This window comes from Marinobacter confluentis (assembly GCF_004785685.1).
In the GTDB taxonomy this organism is placed as follows: Bacteria; Pseudomonadota; Gammaproteobacteria; order Pseudomonadales; family Oleiphilaceae; genus Marinobacter; species Marinobacter confluentis.
In genome coordinates, this window is sequence record NZ_SRPF01000002.1 from 870,460 (window position 1) to 889,084 (window position 18,625).

Annotated in this window: 12 protein-coding genes; 9 read left to right on the forward strand and 3 right to left on the reverse strand. The window is 57.2% G+C overall.

All coding sequences use genetic code 11. From position 1 onward, the window contains the following. The first annotated feature begins 10 nt into the window (after window positions 1-10). On the forward strand, window positions 11-1,375 hold the full coding sequence (locus tag E5Q11_RS09645; protein WP_135803178.1) for a KamA family radical SAM protein: 1,365 nt from the start codon (window positions 11-13) through the stop codon (window positions 1,373-1,375). A gap of 28 nt (window positions 1,376-1,403) precedes the next feature. Here E5Q11_RS09645 and E5Q11_RS09650 read toward each other — a convergent pair whose 3' ends face one another. Further along, window positions 1,404-2,597, reverse strand: coding sequence for a helix-turn-helix transcriptional regulator (locus E5Q11_RS09650; RefSeq protein WP_168215637.1), 1,194 nt, complete (start codon window positions 2,595-2,597; stop codon window positions 1,404-1,406). Window positions 2,598-2,730: 133 nt separating this feature from the next. Here E5Q11_RS09650 and E5Q11_RS09655 point away from each other — a divergent pair, with 133 nt between their 5' ends. From E5Q11_RS09655 to E5Q11_RS09685, 7 genes are all read left to right on the forward strand, one after another. Next, a complete protein-coding gene (locus tag E5Q11_RS09655) occupies window positions 2,731-3,492 on the forward strand; it encodes an alpha/beta fold hydrolase (protein WP_135803180.1) in 762 nt (253 codons plus the stop codon). Window positions 3,493-3,601: 109 nt separating this feature from the next. Continuing rightward, complete coding sequence (locus E5Q11_RS09660; protein WP_135803181.1) at window positions 3,602-7,447, forward strand: hypothetical protein; 3,846 nt, start codon at window positions 3,602-3,604, stop codon at window positions 7,445-7,447. A 150-nt stretch (window positions 7,448-7,597) separates the two neighbouring features. After that, window positions 7,598-8,728: a helix-turn-helix transcriptional regulator gene (locus tag E5Q11_RS09665; RefSeq protein ID WP_135803182.1), complete on the forward strand. Its 1,131-nt coding sequence runs from the start codon at window positions 7,598-7,600 to the stop codon at window positions 8,726-8,728. Beyond that, window positions 8,721-9,572: an alpha/beta fold hydrolase gene (locus tag E5Q11_RS09670; RefSeq protein ID WP_135803183.1), complete on the forward strand. Its 852-nt coding sequence runs from the start codon at window positions 8,721-8,723 to the stop codon at window positions 9,570-9,572. The genes E5Q11_RS09665 and E5Q11_RS09670 overlap by 8 nt, the downstream gene beginning before the upstream one ends. A gap of 181 nt (window positions 9,573-9,753) precedes the next feature. Continuing rightward, the gene (locus E5Q11_RS09675) at window positions 9,754-11,577 is read left to right on the forward strand and encodes a lipocalin family protein (RefSeq protein WP_135803184.1); all 1,824 of its coding nucleotides are present in this window, start codon (window positions 9,754-9,756) and stop codon (window positions 11,575-11,577) included. Window positions 11,578-11,955: 378 nt separating this feature from the next. Continuing rightward, window positions 11,956-13,953 (forward strand): hypothetical protein, encoded by a 1,998-nt coding sequence (locus E5Q11_RS09680; protein ID WP_135803185.1) that lies wholly within the window; start codon window positions 11,956-11,958, stop codon window positions 13,951-13,953. A 44-nt stretch (window positions 13,954-13,997) separates the two neighbouring features. After that, window positions 13,998-14,654 (forward strand): hypothetical protein, encoded by a 657-nt coding sequence (locus E5Q11_RS09685; RefSeq protein WP_135803186.1) that lies wholly within the window; start codon window positions 13,998-14,000, stop codon window positions 14,652-14,654. A 68-nt stretch (window positions 14,655-14,722) separates the two neighbouring features. Here E5Q11_RS09685 and E5Q11_RS09690 read toward each other — a convergent pair whose 3' ends face one another. Continuing rightward, complete coding sequence (locus E5Q11_RS09690) at window positions 14,723-15,034, reverse strand: hypothetical protein (protein ID WP_135803187.1); 312 nt, start codon at window positions 15,032-15,034, stop codon at window positions 14,723-14,725. A gap of 71 nt (window positions 15,035-15,105) precedes the next feature. Next, window positions 15,106-15,975 (reverse strand): tetratricopeptide repeat protein, encoded by an 870-nt coding sequence (locus E5Q11_RS09695; RefSeq protein WP_135803188.1) that lies wholly within the window; start codon window positions 15,973-15,975, stop codon window positions 15,106-15,108. Window positions 15,976-16,170: 195 nt separating this feature from the next. Here E5Q11_RS09695 and lon point away from each other — a divergent pair, with 195 nt between their 5' ends. Beyond that, window positions 16,171-18,621 carry an endopeptidase La gene (gene lon, locus E5Q11_RS09700; RefSeq protein WP_135803189.1) on the forward strand — a complete coding sequence of 817 codons (2,451 nt, stop codon included), beginning with the start codon at window positions 16,171-16,173 and terminating at the stop codon, window positions 18,619-18,621. Window positions 18,622-18,625: the final 4 nt, after the last annotated feature.

Sequence of the window (18,625 nt, forward strand, 5' to 3'; positions counted from 1 at the left end):
AGGGCGACCTATGAATTCAATCGTCACGTTCCCGAACCGCATCCCTGCGGTGGAGTTCGAAGAGCGGCGCTTCAAGGTCTACACCGACAAGCAGCTCGACAAGATCGAAGTGATTCAGAACCTGCCGGAAGACACGCTGTTTGAAATGAAGGTTGTAGCCAGTGTGCTGCCCTTCCGGGTAAACGAATACGTGATGAACGAACTGATCAACTGGGACAAGGTGCCCAACGATCCGATCTACCAGCTGGTTTTCCCGCAGAAAAGCATGCTCAAAGAAGAACACTTTGAACGCATGGCCGAGCTTCACCGTAACGGTGCGGACAAACAGGAAATACAGGCAGTCGCGAAAGAAATCCGCGATGAGCTGAACCCGCACCCGGCGGGCCAGATGGAAATGAATATGCCCACCCTGGACGGCGAAGTTCTGGATGGCGTTCAGCACAAATACCGCGAGACCGTGCTGTTCTTCCCGGCCCAGGGCCAGACCTGCCACTCTTACTGCACCTTCTGTTTTCGTTGGGCGCAGTTTGTCGGTGACAAGGACCTGAAAATGGCCAGCACCGAAGCGGAAAAGCTGCACGGCTACCTGAAAGAGCACACCGAAGTCAGCGACCTGCTAGTGACCGGCGGCGACCCCATGGTCATGAAAACCAAACATCTGGTTCAGTACCTGGAGCCGCTGCTACAGCCGGAATTCGACCATATCCAGACCATTCGCATCGGCACCAAGGCGCTCACCTTCTGGCCCTATCGCTTTGTCACCGACAAGGATTCTGAAGAGCTGATCGACCTGTTCGCTCGCCTGGTCGATGCCGGCAAGCATCTGGCCATCATGGCGCACTACAATCACTGGCAGGAAATCACCACCGATATTGCGGAAGAAGCCATTCGTCGCATCCGCGCCACCGGTGCAGAAATCCGCGCCCAGGGCCCGCTGATCAAGCATGTGAACGACAACGCCGATGACTGGGCAAAGCTCTGGAACAAGGAAGTGCAGCTTGGCATCATCCCCTACTACATGTTTGTGGAGCGGGATACCGGCGCCAAGAACTACTTTGAAGTGCCTCTGGTGGAAGCCTTCCACATCTACCGTGAGGCCATCAAACAGGTATCCGGCCTGGCCCGCACTGCGCGTGGCCCCTCAATGAGTGCAGGCCCGGGCAAAGTAGAAGTTCAAGGCATCACCGAAATCCATGGCGAGAAAGTATTCGTTCTGCGCTTCATACAGGCCCGCAACCCGGACTGGGTTCAGCGCCCGTTCTTTGCCAAGTACAGCGAGACCGCCACCTGGCTGCACGAGCTGGAACCGGCGCTTGGGGAGGAGAAGTTCTTCTTCGAGGATGAGTACGAACAGATGAAAAAAGGCAACGGCTGAACCGGGCCGACCTGCCCGACCCACTGAATCAGCCGGCGTCGGCGCCCAGAATGGGCGCCTGATTCCGGTTGATGCACCTGACCGCTGCGGAGCACAGCACCACGCCCACCAGTTCCGCCTGGCGTCTTACACGCAGCTTGGCCATCGCCGACTTTAATTGGGTACGCACGGTGTGAACCGACACATCGTTCAGTTCAGCAAATTGCGCGGTCTCACCGCCTTTTGCAATCCAGGCTCCCACGCGGCTTTCTGCCGGCGTTAAACCGAAAAGCCGAGCCAGCAGTTCATGATCGATATCCAGGTGCTCTTCCGGGTCCTGGATATACACCGCGACCGTTGCCTCACCCGCCCAGAACACCGGTGAAACGCCCGGCATTTCCATGGGTTCAACCAATAACCTCAGCGGTGCTCTTTTCTCACTGGAAAACACCAGAACCGGCTCGACGCCTGCCGCCATACCCGCCGCTAGTCCCCGGACACGGTTCAGTAGCTGATTCTGCGTTCGCTGGCATTGCAGGGTCAGTTGTTGCCCATTCAACGTCATGCCGGAACAGCCATCGGCCAGTCTTTCGGCGCGGGGGCAGGCATAGATCAGTTCACCCTGCCCGCTCATCAGCAGAAATGGCATAAAGGTACGCTCGGCCGCCTGCAGCACCGAAAGATTCTGCTGTTGTTGCAGCGTCAAGGCCCGGTTCAGATGCAGAACCTGCTGCACGTGGGGAATCAGCCGGTTGATCTGCGCCGTCAATGTTTTGGGGAAAGCGCCCTGGCCGCCGGTGCGTTGAACCAGAAGCTGCACGGTGTAGCGGGTATCGTGATAGACGGTGCCACACAGGCCATGCTCAATGTCCAGGTGGCGGGCCCAGTCATTGAAGAATTCCGTCTGGTAGAACCTGTCCTGCTTGCAGGAAAAGTCGTGGTAGGTGTTATAAAGCCGCCCCGGCGCTTTAAGCGCCAGCTCCGGCCGCCAGGGGCAGAGATTCACGAAGTGATTGACGTAATCCCTGTGCTGATCGTCGTCAATATTGACCTTATCGCTGTAATGGACCCGCTTTGCTTCCTTGTCCATCACCAGAAGGCGGGCGGAACGCGAGCCAGTAGCATCCGTCAGTTTCTCCAGAAAGCCATGCCACTGGCCCACATCGGCGGGCGTGTTATACAGCTGTTCCAGAAGATCCGGGAGCTTTTGAACGTAATTCAGAAATGTCGGGTTATCACTCATGATCTTCCGGTCCATGGCAGTTCAATGCCAGGAGAACTATCGGACATCCTTGTGTTAAAAGTTCAGTTTTTGAACTATAGATAACGCTTGCTCAAAAAACAAACATATCTATTCAGGCGACACGAGGAACCCCATGACGAACGACACCCTAACTTTGCCTTCTGGTATCAACGCAGCCGTAACCCGGGCTGGCACTCAGGGACCTGCGGTATTGCTGATCCACGGCTGGACCTGCCGCCGAAGCGACTGGCACCCCGCCATGGCCGCCCTTCAGGATGCTTTCCGGCTGACCGCCATTGACCTGCCCGGCCATGGCGACAGCCATCAGCAACTGGCGGAGCAGTGGACCATTGAGGGCATGGCAGACGCGGTGGCAGAAGCTGTCCAGACCATCAACGAGCCGCAGATCACGCTGGTTGGCCATTCCATGGGCGGCGCCGTGGCGCTTGAGGCCGCACGGAAACTGGCCAATGTGAGCAGCGTGGTGCTGGTGGACACTTTTGTGATTCCCTACGGCGACCTGACAGAAGAACAGGCACAACAGACCGCCCAGCCGTTTTACGACGATTTTCCCAGTGCCATCCATGGCCTGGTGGACAATTTTACCGCCAGCATGGCGAGCGAACAGAACAAGGACCGGATGAAGGCTGAAATGGCGGCAGCAAACCCCAGATACATGCTGCCCCTGTGGTCTGACCTGCTTCGCTGGACACCGGAGGCGGCCTTTTCCAGCCTGAAAATGCCCATTCACGCCATCAACGGCGACCTGGTGCCAGAAGTCGCCAGGGCACGCTGCAATGGCCATGTGACCGAGCACCGGCTGGACGGCGCCGGGCACTTTCCGCAGGTGGAAATGCCGGAGCGTTTTCATCAAATGCTTAGAAAGGTTTTGTGAAAGACGGTTAAAATAACAGTCGTACACCATATGGGTGATGCCAGCTCCTGACGGTTTTTCTAGGTTGAAGGTCTCGGAAACCAGAAAAAAAACGTCAAGGAGTTACCCGATGATCAGGCAACACACACGTCGTCTATGGCTGCTGCTGTATGCAGTGGCAGCCGCACTTGTTTTAACCGGCTGTGGTGGCGGGGGTGGGGGCGGCAGCTCCAGTTCCTCTACACCCCAGGAAACCTCGTCCGTATCCGGTACCGCCGCTGCAGGCGCGCCACTGGTGGGGTTTGTGGGCGCGCGGGATAATGCCGGTGAAACCGCAACCGCCAACATCAATGCTGATGGCTCCTTCGAGCTACCACTGGATGGCCTGTCACCGCCGGTGCTGATCTACGCCAGCGGTATAGCCGGCGGTAACGCCTACCAGCTGCTGTCAGTTGTGTTCGACGATGAAGTGAACGGCACGGTTAACATCACTCCAATCACCGACCTGATCGTGGGTAACGCCGTGGGTGGTGACCCCCTGACTTTCTTCAACAACCCGGACTTTACTCAGCTCACCCAGACCAGGGTTGAAGAAGCGGAAACGGCCCTCAAGGCGCGCCTGAAGCCCCTGTTCGACGGTGTTGGCGTGGACGAGGATTTTGACCTTCGAAACACACCCTTTAACGCTGACCGCAGCGGATTCGATGCGGCGCTTGATGTTATCGACATTCAGATTGACTCGGCTACCAACACGGCCACCATCACCAACCGCATCAACCCGACCCAGACCATCCAGAACAACTTTACCCAGCCAGAAGTCGAGACCGATCCCATCGTGGTCGATGAAACCGAACTCTCTGATGGCGTAACCACGCTACAGGCACTGGACACTCTGGCAACGGCTTTTGCAGCTGCCCTGGACGCTCAGGACGGAACCGCCCTGGAAGCACTGGTCACGGCGGACTACCTGAACAACGGAGAGGACATTTCTGGCCTGCAGGATCGTCTGTTCGGTTCAGACCCCGGTATTGAAGACGCTGGAGAGCTGGCGGATGAGATTCGCAACTGGTCTCTGGCAGACCTGGACACCGAAGCCGGAACCGCACAGCTGAACATTGGTGCCGCACAGGGCCCCTGGAATGTTGTTCGGGACACTGATAGCGGCGATTGGCAGATTCAGGGCAACCAGCTTCAATTCTTCGCGTTCGTAGAACCAACCCATGTGGTTCAGAGCGGCGCTGAAACGCCGGAAGTAACGGCTATTGGAACACTGATCTATGCAGGTTTTCCCGCAGATACGCTGACAGCCTCACCGTCGTTCGTTTCAGTGACAAGCGGCGACCTGCCCATTCTTGAGGGCAACCTTACACTTAACTCAAGCCTTGGTCGGTACGAAGAATTTGCAGTGCTGGAGCCAAACGCCATCGCATCGGGTGATCAGGTCACTTTCAATTGGAACGGCGAAGCCCAGGCCACCTACACCATCAGGCGTGGAACTCCCGATTTAAGCAACGGCGCTCCCGAAATCACCAGCCAGTCTGCCGACCTCGATGCCGACACCTACACCTTCGAGTGGACACTGCCACCTGGCTATGACTCTGTTTCCGTGCGTAACAATTTCACCGGCCAAACTACGGGCGGCGAAGGCAACGGCTTTACCGGAAACCCGCTGAATAACGAAGCCACAAGCTTCACTGGCGAGCTCCCGGCGGCGTTTGTTCCAAGCGAGGGCGACGAGCTTCGCATTATCGCCCGCGATCCTTTCGGTGTCTTTGTCTCTACACGCCTTGCAAACCCGTTTGCAGATCAGGTTCCACCACCCATGGCGGAAGATGCCCTGATCGGAAGCTGGATTGCCCGCAATCCTGATCGCACCGATAACGCACCCTGGGTGCAACTGACTTTCCTGGAAAACGGCTATTACATGCACCAGGAACTGGACCTGCCCTTCCGCCCGGAAGAAGACACTGCGGGTATGACTGGCCTCGAATTCGGCCAGTACCAGTGGGACAACCAGACCGGCGAAGTGACCAATGTATCTATCGTAAGGGATGACAACGGCGAATGGGGCCTGAGCGATCTTGCCGGCACCAACCCTGACCCCCTCGCCCTGGTCGTGGATGGCGATACGCTCACCGCCTACAACCCTGACGTTGGCCTGACGGAAAGCACAGTGTTTACCAGGGTACCCACGAATCAGTCCGGTATTGCCGGAAGCTGGATTATTCAGGATCCGGCAGACCCTACCAATACCTCTGTGCTGACGATCCTGGAAGATAATTTCTACTTCCTGGGCACCACTCAACCAGCCGACGCCACAGGCCAGCCCGGCCTCGAATTCGGCACCTTCACTTACGACAGTGCAACTCTGGTGCTCAACCCGACAGCTGTTGTCGACCAGAACGGTGAGTATGGCCTTTCAGACCCGATTCAGGGTTTCGATTACGCCACAGTGATTGATGGTTTCCTGATCATCGATGATGGCGAGTCATTCCAGCTGAGTGAAATTGCCCCGGGTGTTACCCCTAGCGACGGCACGGTTACCGTCAACTACGTCAGCCCGGACGATGAAACCACCCCTGGCCCAGCGGTCACAGGTGATTTCCACTACCTTCGCTCTTCCGTTGGTATTGAAAGCTCGCGACTGAGCAATCCACCATCCGTGTTTCAGGTGCACTTCGCCCATGAGGGTGCCAACATTGTGGATAACACCGACGGAACCGGCACTCTTAGCTGGACCGACCTCTGCATAGGCGACCTGCTGATCGATTCCGGTGCCAGCGAGGATGGACGGGATGCGGTATTCGACTCAGTCAGCGAGTGCCTGGGTATAAGCGGCAACTTTGACCTGAGCTTCACTGACACAGGGCTTTTCGCAGCGGTTCCCGGAAACACACTCATCGACCCAGAGGATGGCAGCCAGATTATCAACGGTGCCACCGAGATCGATTTCAGGGCTCTCGACGCAGAGCGCAGCCTGTTCATTGCCAATGAGGCGAATACCTTCCAGTACGAAGAGAGCAATGGAAGTTTCACCGATGGCCGGGACATGAACACTCATGTGCTGAGCAAAAAAGACCCTGCGCTAACGGCAGACGCGCTTGCGGGAGACTGGGGGTTCGTCACCCTACGCATTAACCAGACAACAGACCCTATCGATGACACTGTGCTTGTGGCCAACTTCATGGATTATGGGGCCGGCGCACTCAACATTACCGTTGACGCGACCGGTAACGCCACGTTGACAGACGAGCTTCAGTTACTGCTGCTGCAGGGCCTGAAACCGTTGCAGGATGAGGGCGTATCAATCGATCCGATCATGGAAGAAAACGGCTTGAGCGATAGCCTGGGCGCGTTCAGCATTGCCGCTGACGGCACACTGAGCCTGCTGAACGGCGAGGTCGGCGGCTTTGCCTCCCAGGGCGCGGATGTCATGACACTGGCGCTGCCCAATCCGTTCACGCCTTACACGGTGCAGACCAAAGAATCGTCGTTGCTCACTGGCGTCAAGTTGGACCCGAATTTCCAGGCCGCTGACCTCGCCGGTAAGTCCTACGATGTAATTCTGAAAGGCTATTTTGCCGGCCAGAATTATTTTGAAACGGACATCTGGCTGCCTGGGGCCACCTTGGCCTTTGACGCTAGTGGTGGAGCTACATCGCAAAGAGGCCTTACCTTTGCTTTTACGAATTTCGGGCTGGACACAGACGTATTCGACACGACCCGGCAATCCGCGAATCTTGATCCCAACACCTGGACTTATCAGGTGGACACAACGACCGGGCTGATCAGAATGGAATCGCCCAACTATACTTACTCGGGCGGAGGTACAGGCTTTGGTGAGCAAGTGGGTTATTCCTCTGCGGACAACCGGCTGCTGGTTCTGGTATCGAGGTTCTACGACAATTCCGGCGGCACACCCATGGGCCCCGGCGGTACCTACATAGCCTACGCTATCTGCAACAACTGTAACTAGACGGGCTCGTCTTCTCACTTCAGCCCCGCCTTGGCGGGGCTTTTTTTCACCTGTAACAATTTCCTGGCATGTTGGCGCCGTGAAAAATCCTATGCTTTACTTAAGGTTTGCAAGTAAATGTGTAGAAAAAAGCAACAGGAGCCGTTCGTTTTGAAAGACCTGGTGTCAGCCGTTCCGTCTCTGCTGAACGATCTTTACGAACACGCGACAGCGCCTGACGAGTGGCCGAGATTTCTCGAGAAGTTCGCAAGGCTGTTCCGCACCGACACCGCCACCATCCGCCTGACGGATCTGAATGACCCTGTGGTCTACCAGTCATTCACGACCGGTTTTCACCAAAGCATCAACCAGTTTTACGAAACCGGCGCCGTCGAAAGAGATCCCTTTCGGGAAACGCTTGCAACGAGTCCGCTCGGAAAAGCGGTGGTGAGCACCGCCATCATCAGCGACCGTGATTTTGAGCGCTCCGATCATTATCAGCGGATATTCCGTCCCAACGGCAATTTTTACGCCCTGGGTACCCAGTTCGAGCGGCAGAACGGCCAGGGGATGCATATTGGCGTTCACAGGGCACGACGCAAAGGCACCTTTACCCGAGAAGAACAGTCGGCTCTGGAGCTCTTCAGCCCGCACCTTCGCCGGGCGTGCGGGCTGGCCCGCCTGATGTCCGATCTGAACCAGGCCGTCAATGATGCGCGCCACGCCCTCAACAATCTTCCGTTTGGGGTCTGGCAGACCGACGGCAGGCTCAGGGTGCAATGGATGAATACTGCCGCCGAGGAAGCTCTGGCGGCACATACCTATGGACTCGGGCTGGCCGGTAACCGCCTTAATGTCTTTGACGGCAAGCATGCAAACGCCTTGCGAACAATAGCTGCTCGACTGATTGAAAACCGTTCCGTGACAGAAACGCTGAAACTGGACCGAACAGGCGCCTGCCTGGTGTTGACCCAGTCACGCCGGTCCAACCACGGTTTTCAGATTGGCAGATCATTGAACCCGGGCATTCTCTGTTTCCTCCTGGACCCGGCTCGCCCTTCACAGCTCAATGAGAGGCACCTGGCCGCCATCTACAGCCTGACGCCCGCCGAATACCGGCTGGCAAATCTCCTGGTGCGCGGGCTCGACGTCGGTGAAGCCAGCGCGCTGTTGCAGATTTCCCCCCACACCGGCCGCACCCAGTTGAAATCCATGATGCGCAAAGCCGGTGTAAACAGACAGGCGGCGCTGCAGCGCAAACTTCTGCTGTGCGCCGACACCCTGAAAAATAACCATGGATAATTCTGTCACGCGGCAGCTCCGGCTCGCGGATGGTCGGGTTCTGAGCTATTCCGACACCGGAACCGGGCAGGGCGGCACCTGGGTTCATTGCCACGGCATTCCGGGTTCACGATATGAGCTTGCCCACCTGAGTGAACCGCTGGCTGCCGCGGGCTTGCGGGTCGTCGTTGCGGACCGGCCGGGTTACGGAGGCTCGACGCCCTGCCCCGGATACGACTTTGCCCAACACACGAATGACGTTCGCCAGTTGGCGGATAATCTGGGGCTGGAGCGGTTTTCTGTGTCCGGGTTCTCGGGGGGCGGAGTGTTTGCCCTGGCGCTGTCGCATGATCTGGGCGACCGTGTTAAACAGCTCGCCATTGCCGCAACTCCGGCGGTGCCTTTGATGGCCAATCCCTTTGAGCATGCTTCTGAGCTTACCGCCGGCAGTTGGCAGGCGGCATTGGCCGATCCGGAAAATCTTGCCTACGAGCTTGAATCACTGACCCAATCAGAAGACCTGCTTTATGAGGCCATGCTGGGCGCTATGGGCCCGGCGGATATCCGGCAACTCACCTCGGACTCCCACCTGTGGACGTTCCGCAAAAGTCTGCAGACTGCCATTGCGCAGGGCTCGAAAGACGCTGCCATGGCACTTGCGCGGGATTCGCGCCTGATGGTGCTGCCCTGGCGCTTCAATCTTCAGAAACCACCCCAACCTGATCATGTGTTCCACGGCGATGAGGACCTGCTGGTTCATGAACCGCACTTCCGCGCACTGGTCCACCACCTGCAACCAATCAGATCAGAACTTGTTGCGGGCGCGGGACACTATGGGGTGCTGGCCAGGCTTTTCCAGCTCTGATTTTGCTCAAAAAATCATCTGAACGCTCAAAGAATGATCCAATATCAATGTTTTACATTGGTTAACATCCTCTTGATTGCCAAGCTACCGACTATTGCATAGGTTTCATTGGGCCTGCCCTTTTCGGGCCCTCCGCCCGGAACCGGCGGATTTCGATTGGCATATCAAATGGAACCCAATAATGCTTAAAAAACACCTTCTATTCAGGTCTATTCTGGCGGCGACTTTAACAACCGGACTCGCAGCCTGCGGCGGTGGCGGCAGCTCCTCTGGCGGCGGCGACTCCGGAAGTGGCAAAAGCACACCCCAGACCGGCACCTTCGTTGACAGCCCGGTTGCAGGCCTTGAATACACGCGCTCTGAGTCTGGCAACACCCGCTACCTGACCGATGAAAACGGCCAGTTCACCTACACCAGTGGTGAAAACATTACGTTCAGCATCGGCCAATACACCATTGGCAGCGTTCAGGGTAAAAGCACCGTGTCGCCCCGTGATCTCGGTGAGGACAACGGCGCTATCAACGTTGCCAGAGTGCTGCAGACCCTGGACGATGATCAGGACCCTTCAAATGGTATTACCATCAGCAGCCAGGTCCGCACCCAGGCTAGCCAGGCCGCTACGCCAAGAGACATCTCCAAACTGGCGGATCTGAACACAATCTCGGCGGAGATACTGGCCATTGCATCGAATGGCGCCACCCAGCTTGTGTCCGAGACAGAGGCCGAAGCGCACCTCAATGAGACCCTCGACAGCCTTGGCGATTCCACAATTCTGGACTGTTCAGACAGCAACGCCAAAAGCCTGACTGCGACGGATCTCGCCGGCATGACACTCGGGCACATCAAAGATGATGAAACCCTGATTTTTGAATTTGGTCAGGGCGTGTTCACCGAATACAACAGCGATACCACCACCCCGGGTAGCGCATTCAAACGAACCGGCACCTGGGCGTTGAACCAGAGCACCGACTCCCTGACGCTGACCTTCGAAAGCGAAGGCCAGACGGTGAACGAGGTTTACGGCGTTTGTGATGCCGGCAACAGCATACTGTTCGAAACAGGCGAAGGTACAAGCACAGCTTACAAGCTGAATACCGCTGTCGATGGTGCCCGCACTGCCGGCACTTACCTGCTTGGCTTCCCGGACGAAACGGGTGCCGTCATAACCGTGGGCGAAGACAACGCCCTCACCTATATTCAGGGTGAAGATGTGGTTTCGGCTTCAACAACAACCGTCGAAGGCCGAACCGCGATTAACTGGGGAATCGGCGAACCCACCGACCAGCTGCTGTTTCTCTCAGGCCAGGCAAAGCGTGCAGGGATCTATGTTGATATTGGTGAAGACGGATCTTTCTCCAGGCTGGGAACCTTCAAAAGCACAGCGCCGATCGTATCTGCAGTGCCAACTGCAGAAGAACTGAGCGGGCTGACGTCGCTTTATCGGTCAGACGCTAATGACGTCGTGACCTTCTCGCTACAGGCAGACAACAATTACGTTGAATACTACAACGACAGCTACAACGGCGATGTGCGCCAGCCTGCCGGTACGCGAGGAGGGACCTGGAGCGTCAGTAACGGAGAACTCACCCTCAATGAAACCGGTGGAGGCTCTGAAACCTATCGGGTTGCGCTGTCCGCGACGTCTCTGTATTTCGCCATGAAATCAGAATCCGATGGAGATACTTCCGAAGTCAATCGGATCACGTCCACTTCAATTGCCAAGCCAATCACTGACGCAAGCTTTGTTGGCAGCTACACCGTAGCGATTCCAACGGAAGAAGCGACCGAAACACTGGTCATTTTCGAGGGTGATTCCTGCAACTACTCCGGAACAGGATGTAACTGGGATGTCATCGATGGTGTGGCCTCCATTACTTTCGGAGCCGACAGTGATGCAACCGCACAGGTCTGGCAGATGGCAAATCGCGCAAATGGATTCATTTTCGTGATCACCCACGAAAATGATCTGAATGATATCGAACCTGGTTTCATGTTCCGCAATTAAGCTGAAACGGACAGGCCGCCACCGGGCGGTCTGTCACTTTTTTTCAGGCATATCCCCTCCCGCTCGCCCCGGTTACTCAACAAACGTCCGCAATAACAAAATTTGACCGGCAAATTACAGAAGTGAACGAGTGCTTTGCATATGCCTGTTTTCAAAAGGCTGGCTGACGAAATCCCCGGCAATTCAATGGTTCGAGCTGCCGCGAGGCCCTTTGTCGTCAAAAATTGCAGGTTGCAACTTCATTAACAATTGCTAATCTTTTCGCAGGCTAGCATGTAGACAAACACTACACCCTTAGCCGGTTTCGACTCGCCCTGCCCTGAAGGCCATGCAGGTCACCAGCGTGAGCGAGGGACTAAAAACGAAAAGGAAAATCCGATGAAGTTAAAGTTAACGCTGCTTGCGTTGACGATTGCTCTGTCCGGATGTGGTGATGGCTCATCCACAAGGGCCCCTTCTGAACCGACGGCATCAAGCGTCAGCGGTTCAGTGGTCAAAGGGCCTGTTGCCGGAGCAATCGTTCGTATCTATTCAATGAATGCCGCTGGAGAAGCATCGGGGGAACCGATTGCCGGCCCGGTCACGGCGGATGAAAATGGCACCTGGAGTGCCGACATTCCCGATAGCGCGGCCCGGCCGCTGCTGGTGGAAGCCACTGGGGGCAATTACACTGACGAAGCCACCGGAGCCACGGTCAACGTGGGCGATCGCAAGCTCAGCTCCTTCCTGCCCGAAGGCGCCGAGACGTCGTCCATCAGCCCCGCCTCGGAAGTGGTGGTTCGGGCTGCACGGCGTTTCCTGGCAACCAACACGGGCGCAACGCTGGAAGAAAGCGTGGAGAGCGGCAAAACAACGCTGCGAAACGCGTTGGGCATCGACTTTGACCCACTGACCGTCACTCCCGACGCCAACGGTGAAACCCTCGAATCCCGGCAGTATGCGGCGATTCTGGGCGGGCTCTCCCAACTGGCCGAAAACGAGAACCCGGACGCGGGCAATGCGGACACGGACCCTCTGGACACCGTGATCGCGCTTCTGGATGACGCCAGCGACGGCCAGGTAGACGGCCAGGTGGACGGCACCGCCGTGACCATCGAAGGGTCATCGACGACGCTCCGGACTGATCTGGATGCTGACGATGTGACCCAGGCCACCACAACTTTTACGTCCAATCCGGATAACGGCCTGACTGACGTCACTAGCTTCACCGTGACAGCCTCAGCCACTGGAGACGGAACCGTCTCACCTTTGTCAGTGTCGGTATTTGAAGGCGCAAGCGTGGCCTTCACTCTGGCGCCCAATCCGGGTTCGGAAATCGGAGCCATAACCGGCAACTGCCCGGGTTCCCTGTCGGGCAACGTCTATGACACAGGCGCTCTCACTTCAGCCTGCGCGCTCAGCGTCACTTTCGACGCCATCAACTACAGCGTAACCGTCGCTGACGTTACCGGTGGCACTTCCAGCCCTACCAGCGCTTCCGCCCTGTTCGGGGAAACTGTCGCTTTCGAGCTGACGCCTGACACCGGCTATGACCTGATCTCGGCTTCCGGCTGTGGCGGCTTACTCGAAGGCACGACTTTCACAACCGGCAGCATTACCGCCGATTGCGAAATCGTACCAGTGTTTGAACTGCAGCAGCGCCAGGTTGACCTGACGGCCTCTCCCGCCAACAGCGGCACCTTTGATCCCGAAGGCCCGATAACCGTCGATTATGGTTCCGAGCTGGCCGTCACTCTAATTCCGGAAATCGGCTTTACCATTGGCGCCGTCGACACCGGGGGTGTTGTGGGCTGTGAAGGCACGCTGAGCAACGATGTGTTCACCTTCACTTCGGTGACGGCGGACTGCGAGCTGACCGCAAGCTTCGAGCCAATCACTTACACTGTGACTGGAACGGCAATTGGCCCGGGTTCTGTCGCTCCTGCATCAACGACGGTGAATTTCGGCGATACGGCAGCACTGACTCTGACACCAGAGGCTGGTGCGGGTCTGTTTGATGTGACGGCTCAGGGATGCCCCGGAAGCGAAGTTGCAGGTGTCTATACCACTGGCTCTGTCACCTCCGATTGCACCGTGACCGCCGAGTTCCGGACCCTGTTCACCATCACGGCCACGGCCGGCGCAGGCGGCAGCATTACCCCGGCGGGCGACACCCCGGCGCTTGAAGGCGAAGCCAAGCAGTTTGATGTGACCCCTGATACCAATTTCGAGATCGACACGGTCACCGGATGCGGCGGAACGCTCACCGACAGCACTTTCATCACGGCAGGAATTACCGGCGATTGCACCATCACCGCCACCTTCTTGGAGAACGACACGCCCTTACCCAGCGCCGTCTGGGACAGTTTCAACTGGGATGAGGCAGTCTGGCAATAATCTGTTGCCGGCTGACATAAAGAATGATGAATGAGGTAAATACCATGAAAAAGCAATTTCTGACCGGCCTTCTGGCCATGGCCCTGAGCGCAGGCGCAATCGCAGGCGAAGTAACCGGATACACGGATGCCACCAGTGGCTCGGCCGCAACGGCGGCAGACATCAACGCCAACTTCAACGCTCTGATTAGTGCGATCAACGACAACAATCAACGCATCACGGCCCTGGAGGAACAGGCCGCCGGCATCAATACCGCCGAAGGCACCTACAATTTCGTCGAGATCGCGGTGGAACTGGGAGGCGCTCCTGGAACAGGGTTCTTCGACGGCTATTCCCAGATCGGTACCTGGTCCAGCACGGGCAGCTTCACCTTCCTCTCGGACGGGACTTTCTCTGGCACTATCAATGAGACCTTCTCGATTCTTTTCGATACCACGCTTTGCGATAGCACGCAGCAGCAGTGCCGTCAGGCATACCAGCCTGACTTCAGCCAGACAGCCACGGAAAATCTAGGCGGGACCTGGACCGAGGATGGCAACAGCGTGATTGCGACCTTCCCGGAGGGTGGCTCGGTGACCTTCACCAAGGCCGGTCCCAGGCTGATGGTGCTGCAGGAGAAAAGTATCGAGGGCGGTGACGCGACCAATCCGGACCTCTTCGATTTCACCAATCTGGTATTACTGATCAAACAGGTTAACTAACCTAAACGGGTGATGCCGGGCTCAAGCCCGGCATCATAACCTTTTAACGCATTGAGTCATTTCGCTGATTACTTCGGCACAAACCCCTCCGGCTTATCTTTCAGCCACTCAACAAACGTCCGCAGCTCCTCCACCTCAAGCAGCTTCTCCCGGGTATTGAAATAAAGTCCCAGTTCGAACTCCGACCGCGCCTTGTGAATGGCGTTATGGCAGGGCCGGCACACCCACAGGGTGCGGGTAATCATGTCTTCTTTGCTGAACAGCTTCTGGAAGCGTTTCTTCCGGTGGAGGTGTTTGGGAATCAGGTGGTGGCGGGTGAGCTTGCCAACCGGGCGTTCGCAGAGTTCACAGCTTGGTGGCTGATCGGGAAGTCTTGGCATGGGCAAGGGTTCTGTCGGGTTTCGCCTTTGGCTCTACCCGACCTACGTTTGCTGCTGCCTCGGCGGATCATTCAGTGCATCAGGGTATACAGCTTGCGCCGGTAGGTTCGAACGTCCGGGTTGTTATTACCCAGCTTGTCGAACAGCTCAATCAGGGTGGTTTTGGCCACTTCGTCCTTGTACTTGCTGTCTACCTGCATCAGACGAATAAGCAGCTCCATAGCGTCGGCGTTGTTTTCCTGCAGTATGTGATGCAAAGCCAGAAGGTGAAGTGCGTTGGGATCCTTCGGATCTTTATCCAGCGCATCCTTCAATTCATGAATCGGCGGCAGTTCGGCGGATGCTTTCAGAAATTTGATGCGCGCCGCCAGCTGCTTGGCCTGGTGCTGCATCTTTTCTTCCGCGGGCAGGCTGTTGAGTACCTGCTCTGCCGTGTCGATGTCACCCAGCTCGGCCTTCAACTGCGCCAGGTCAATCAGCACTTTCAGGTCTTCCGGGTCGTTGCGGTTCATTTCAGACAGCACGGCCAGCGCCGCTTCTATATCGCCCTCTTCCCACAGGCGATGGGCCTTATCGTAGGGCGCCTCTTCATCCTTCGGCAGTTCCACGTGCTTTTCCAGGATTTTGCGAACTTCGCCCTCCGGCAAGGCGCTGTTAAAGCCGTCTACGGCCTGCCCATCCTTCACCAGAATCACCGTCGGCAGGCTGCGCACGCCCAGGCTGGCGGTCAGCTGTTCCTGCTGGTCGGCGTTTACCTTGGCCAGCCGGAAGGCGCCTTTGTACTCATCCGCCAGCTTTTCCAGAATCGGCATCAGCTGTTTGCAGGGGGCACACCACTCAGCCCAGACGTCGATCAGTACGGGGGCTTGGGCGGAAGCTTCCATCACATCCTGCTGGAAGTTCTCCATGGTGGCTTCGAATACATGGGGGGAATTCGTCATTAGGGCACCTGAATGCTGTGAACGGATGAATAACGCTGATTTGCCTCAGGACTTTGGGGCAAATGAACGGAATTCAAGTCGTTATCGTACAGCCCACAAGACGGTTTGACACACCTTGAAAAACGCGGGAACGCCGCTAAATAGCCAGTGGACCGCACCATTTTTCAGTCTGAACTTACAGGATGCCAGCACTCGATGAACGACGACAGCCGAAACGATTCTTTCGAATCCCTCGACGAAGACATTACCGAGTACATCGGCAAAGACGAGAACAGCAAGAGCCTGGTTCTGCCCAAACAGCAGATGCCGCGGCGTATGTATGTGTTACCGGTGTCCAACCGCCCGTTCTTCCCGGCGCAGGTTCAGCCCATTGTTGTAAACCAGAACCCCTGGCAGGAAACCCTGAAGCGGGTCGGCGAAACCGACCATCGGGTGCTGGGCATCTGCTTTGTGGAAGACAGCGACCCGGAACAGGCCATTCCCGGTAGTGAAGAACTGGAAACCATCGGCTGCGCCGTGCGCATACATCACGCCCAGGAAGATAACGGCAAGGTGCAGTTCATCGCCCAGGGCCTTCAGCGTTTCCGCATTACCCAGTGGCTGCGTCGCAAGCCGCCCTACCTGGTGGAAGTGGAATACCCTCAGGAGCCGGAGGAACCGAAAGATGAGCTGAAGGCTTACACCCTGGCCATTATCAGCGCCATAAAGGAACTGCTGCGAACCAACCCGCTCTATGGCGAAGAGGTAAAACAGTACCTGTCCCGCTTCGGCCCGGAAGACAGCTCACCGCTGGCAGACTTTGGCGCCTCCATGACCAGTGCCAAGGGCCCGGAACTGCAGGAAGTGTTGAACACCGTTCCCCTGCTGCGCCGCATGGAAAAAGTGCTTCTGCTGATGGCAAAAGAGCAGGAAGTCGCCCGCCTGCAGGCTGAAATCAGCGAGGAAGTGAACGACAAGGTACAGAAGCACCAGCGGGAGTTTTTCCTGAAGGAGCAATTGAAAGTCATCCAGCGCGAGCTGGGCATGGCCAAGGATGACAAGACCGCAGACGCGGAACGCTTCAGCGACCGCATGGAAAAACTCCATCCGCCCAAAGAGGTAAAAGAGCGTTTCGACGACGAGCTGCAGAAGCTGCAGGTGCTGGAGCAGGGCTCGCCGGAGTACGGCGTTACCCGCAACTATCTGGACTGGCTGACCCAGGTACCCTGGGGTATCAGTTCCGAGGACCACTTCGACCTGGCCGCCGCCCGCAAGATTCTGGACCGGGACCATGACGGCCTGGACGATGTCAAAGACCGCATCGTGGAATTCCTCGCCGAAGGCACTTTCAAGGGTGAAGTCAGCGGTTCCATCCTGCTGCTGGTGGGCCCGCCAGGCGTTGGCAAGACGTCCATCGGCCATTCGGTGGCGGACGCCCTTGGTCGGGAATTCTACCGGTTCAGCGTGGGCGGCATGCGCGATGAAGCCGAGATAAAAGGCCACCGCCGCACCTACATCGGCGCCATGCCTGGCAAATTCGTTCAGGCCCTGAAAGACGCCAAGGTTTCAAACCCGGTGATCATGCTGGACGAGATCGACAAGATTGGCGCCTCTTTCCAGGGTGACCCGGCCTCAGCGCTGCTGGAAACCCTGGATCCAGAACAGAACCGGGAATTCCTGGACCATTATCTGGATGTGCGGATGGACCTGTCCAAGGTGCTGTTTATCTGCACCGCCAACCAGCTGGACACCATCCCGCGGCCCCTGCTGGACCGCATGGATGTGATTCGCCTGTCCGGCTACATCGCCGAAGAGAAAGTGGCGATCGCCAAACACTACCTGCTGCCCAAGCTGCTGAAGCGGGCCGGGCTGCTGAAAAAGCAGATGAACATCACCGATGCGGCCATCCGCCAGATCATCGAAGGCTATGCACGGGAAGCTGGCGTGCGCAGCCTGGAAAAACTGCTGCATAAGGTCATCCGCAAGGGCATTGTGCGACTGCTGGAAAACCCGGACCAGCCGGTCAAAGTCGGCGTCTCTGACCTGACCGAATTGCTGGGCCAGCCCGCCTTCCGCAAGGAAAAATCCATGAAAGGCATAGGCGTGGTCACCGGCCTGGCCTGGACCGCCATGGGCGGAGCCACGCTTAGCATCGAGGCGTCAAGGGTGCACAGCAGCCAGCGGGGGTTCAAACTGACCGGGCAATTGGGCGATGTGATGAAAGAGTCCGCCGAGATCGCCCACAGTTATGTGTCCTCGAACCTCAAACGGTTCAAGGGCGATCCGACGTTTTTCGACAAATCCTTCGTGCACCTGCATGTGCCCGAGGGTGCCACACCCAAAGACGGCCCCAGTGCCGGCGTCACCATGGCGACAGCATTGCTATCGATCGCCCGGGGTGAAGCGCCCCAGCAGAATATTGCCATGACCGGTGAGCTGACGTTAACCGGGCAGGTTTTTCCGGTTGGCGGCATTCGCGAGAAAGTCATTGCGGCCAGACGCCAGAAGATCAGCAATCTGATATTGCCGGAGGGTAACCGGGGCGATTACGAAGAACTGCCGGGTTACCTGAAAGAAGGCATTACCGTGAACTTCGCGAAGCAGTACAGCGATGTGTTTCAGGTGTGTTTTGCGGACAAGCCGCGGAAAGGGGCGTCTGTGCATTGATGGA

What these genes read in the sequence shown, in the direction of transcription:
- E5Q11_RS09645 (WP_135803178.1), top strand. Translation starts at nt 11, where the DNA reads ATGAATTCAATCGTCACGTTCCCGAACCGCATCCCTGCGGTGGAGTTC.
- E5Q11_RS09650 (WP_168215637.1), bottom strand. Translation starts at nt 2,597, where the DNA reads ATGAGTGATAACCCGACATTTCTGAATTACGTTCAAAAGCTCCCGGAT.
- E5Q11_RS09655 (WP_135803180.1), top strand. Translation starts at nt 2,731, where the DNA reads ATGACGAACGACACCCTAACTTTGCCTTCTGGTATCAACGCAGCCGTA.
- E5Q11_RS09660 (WP_135803181.1), top strand. Translation starts at nt 3,602, where the DNA reads ATGATCAGGCAACACACACGTCGTCTATGGCTGCTGCTGTATGCAGTG.
- E5Q11_RS09670 (WP_135803183.1), top strand. Translation starts at nt 8,721, where the DNA reads ATGGATAATTCTGTCACGCGGCAGCTCCGGCTCGCGGATGGTCGGGTT.
- E5Q11_RS09675 (WP_135803184.1), top strand. Translation starts at nt 9,754, where the DNA reads ATGCTTAAAAAACACCTTCTATTCAGGTCTATTCTGGCGGCGACTTTA.
- E5Q11_RS09680 (WP_135803185.1), top strand. Translation starts at nt 11,956, where the DNA reads ATGAAGTTAAAGTTAACGCTGCTTGCGTTGACGATTGCTCTGTCCGGA.
- E5Q11_RS09685 (WP_135803186.1), top strand. Translation starts at nt 13,998, where the DNA reads ATGAAAAAGCAATTTCTGACCGGCCTTCTGGCCATGGCCCTGAGCGCA.
- E5Q11_RS09690 (WP_135803187.1), bottom strand. Translation starts at nt 15,034, where the DNA reads ATGCCAAGACTTCCCGATCAGCCACCAAGCTGTGAACTCTGCGAACGC.
- E5Q11_RS09695 (WP_135803188.1), bottom strand. Translation starts at nt 15,975, where the DNA reads ATGACGAATTCCCCCCATGTATTCGAAGCCACCATGGAGAACTTCCAG.
- lon (WP_135803189.1), top strand. Translation starts at nt 16,171, where the DNA reads ATGAACGACGACAGCCGAAACGATTCTTTCGAATCCCTCGACGAAGAC.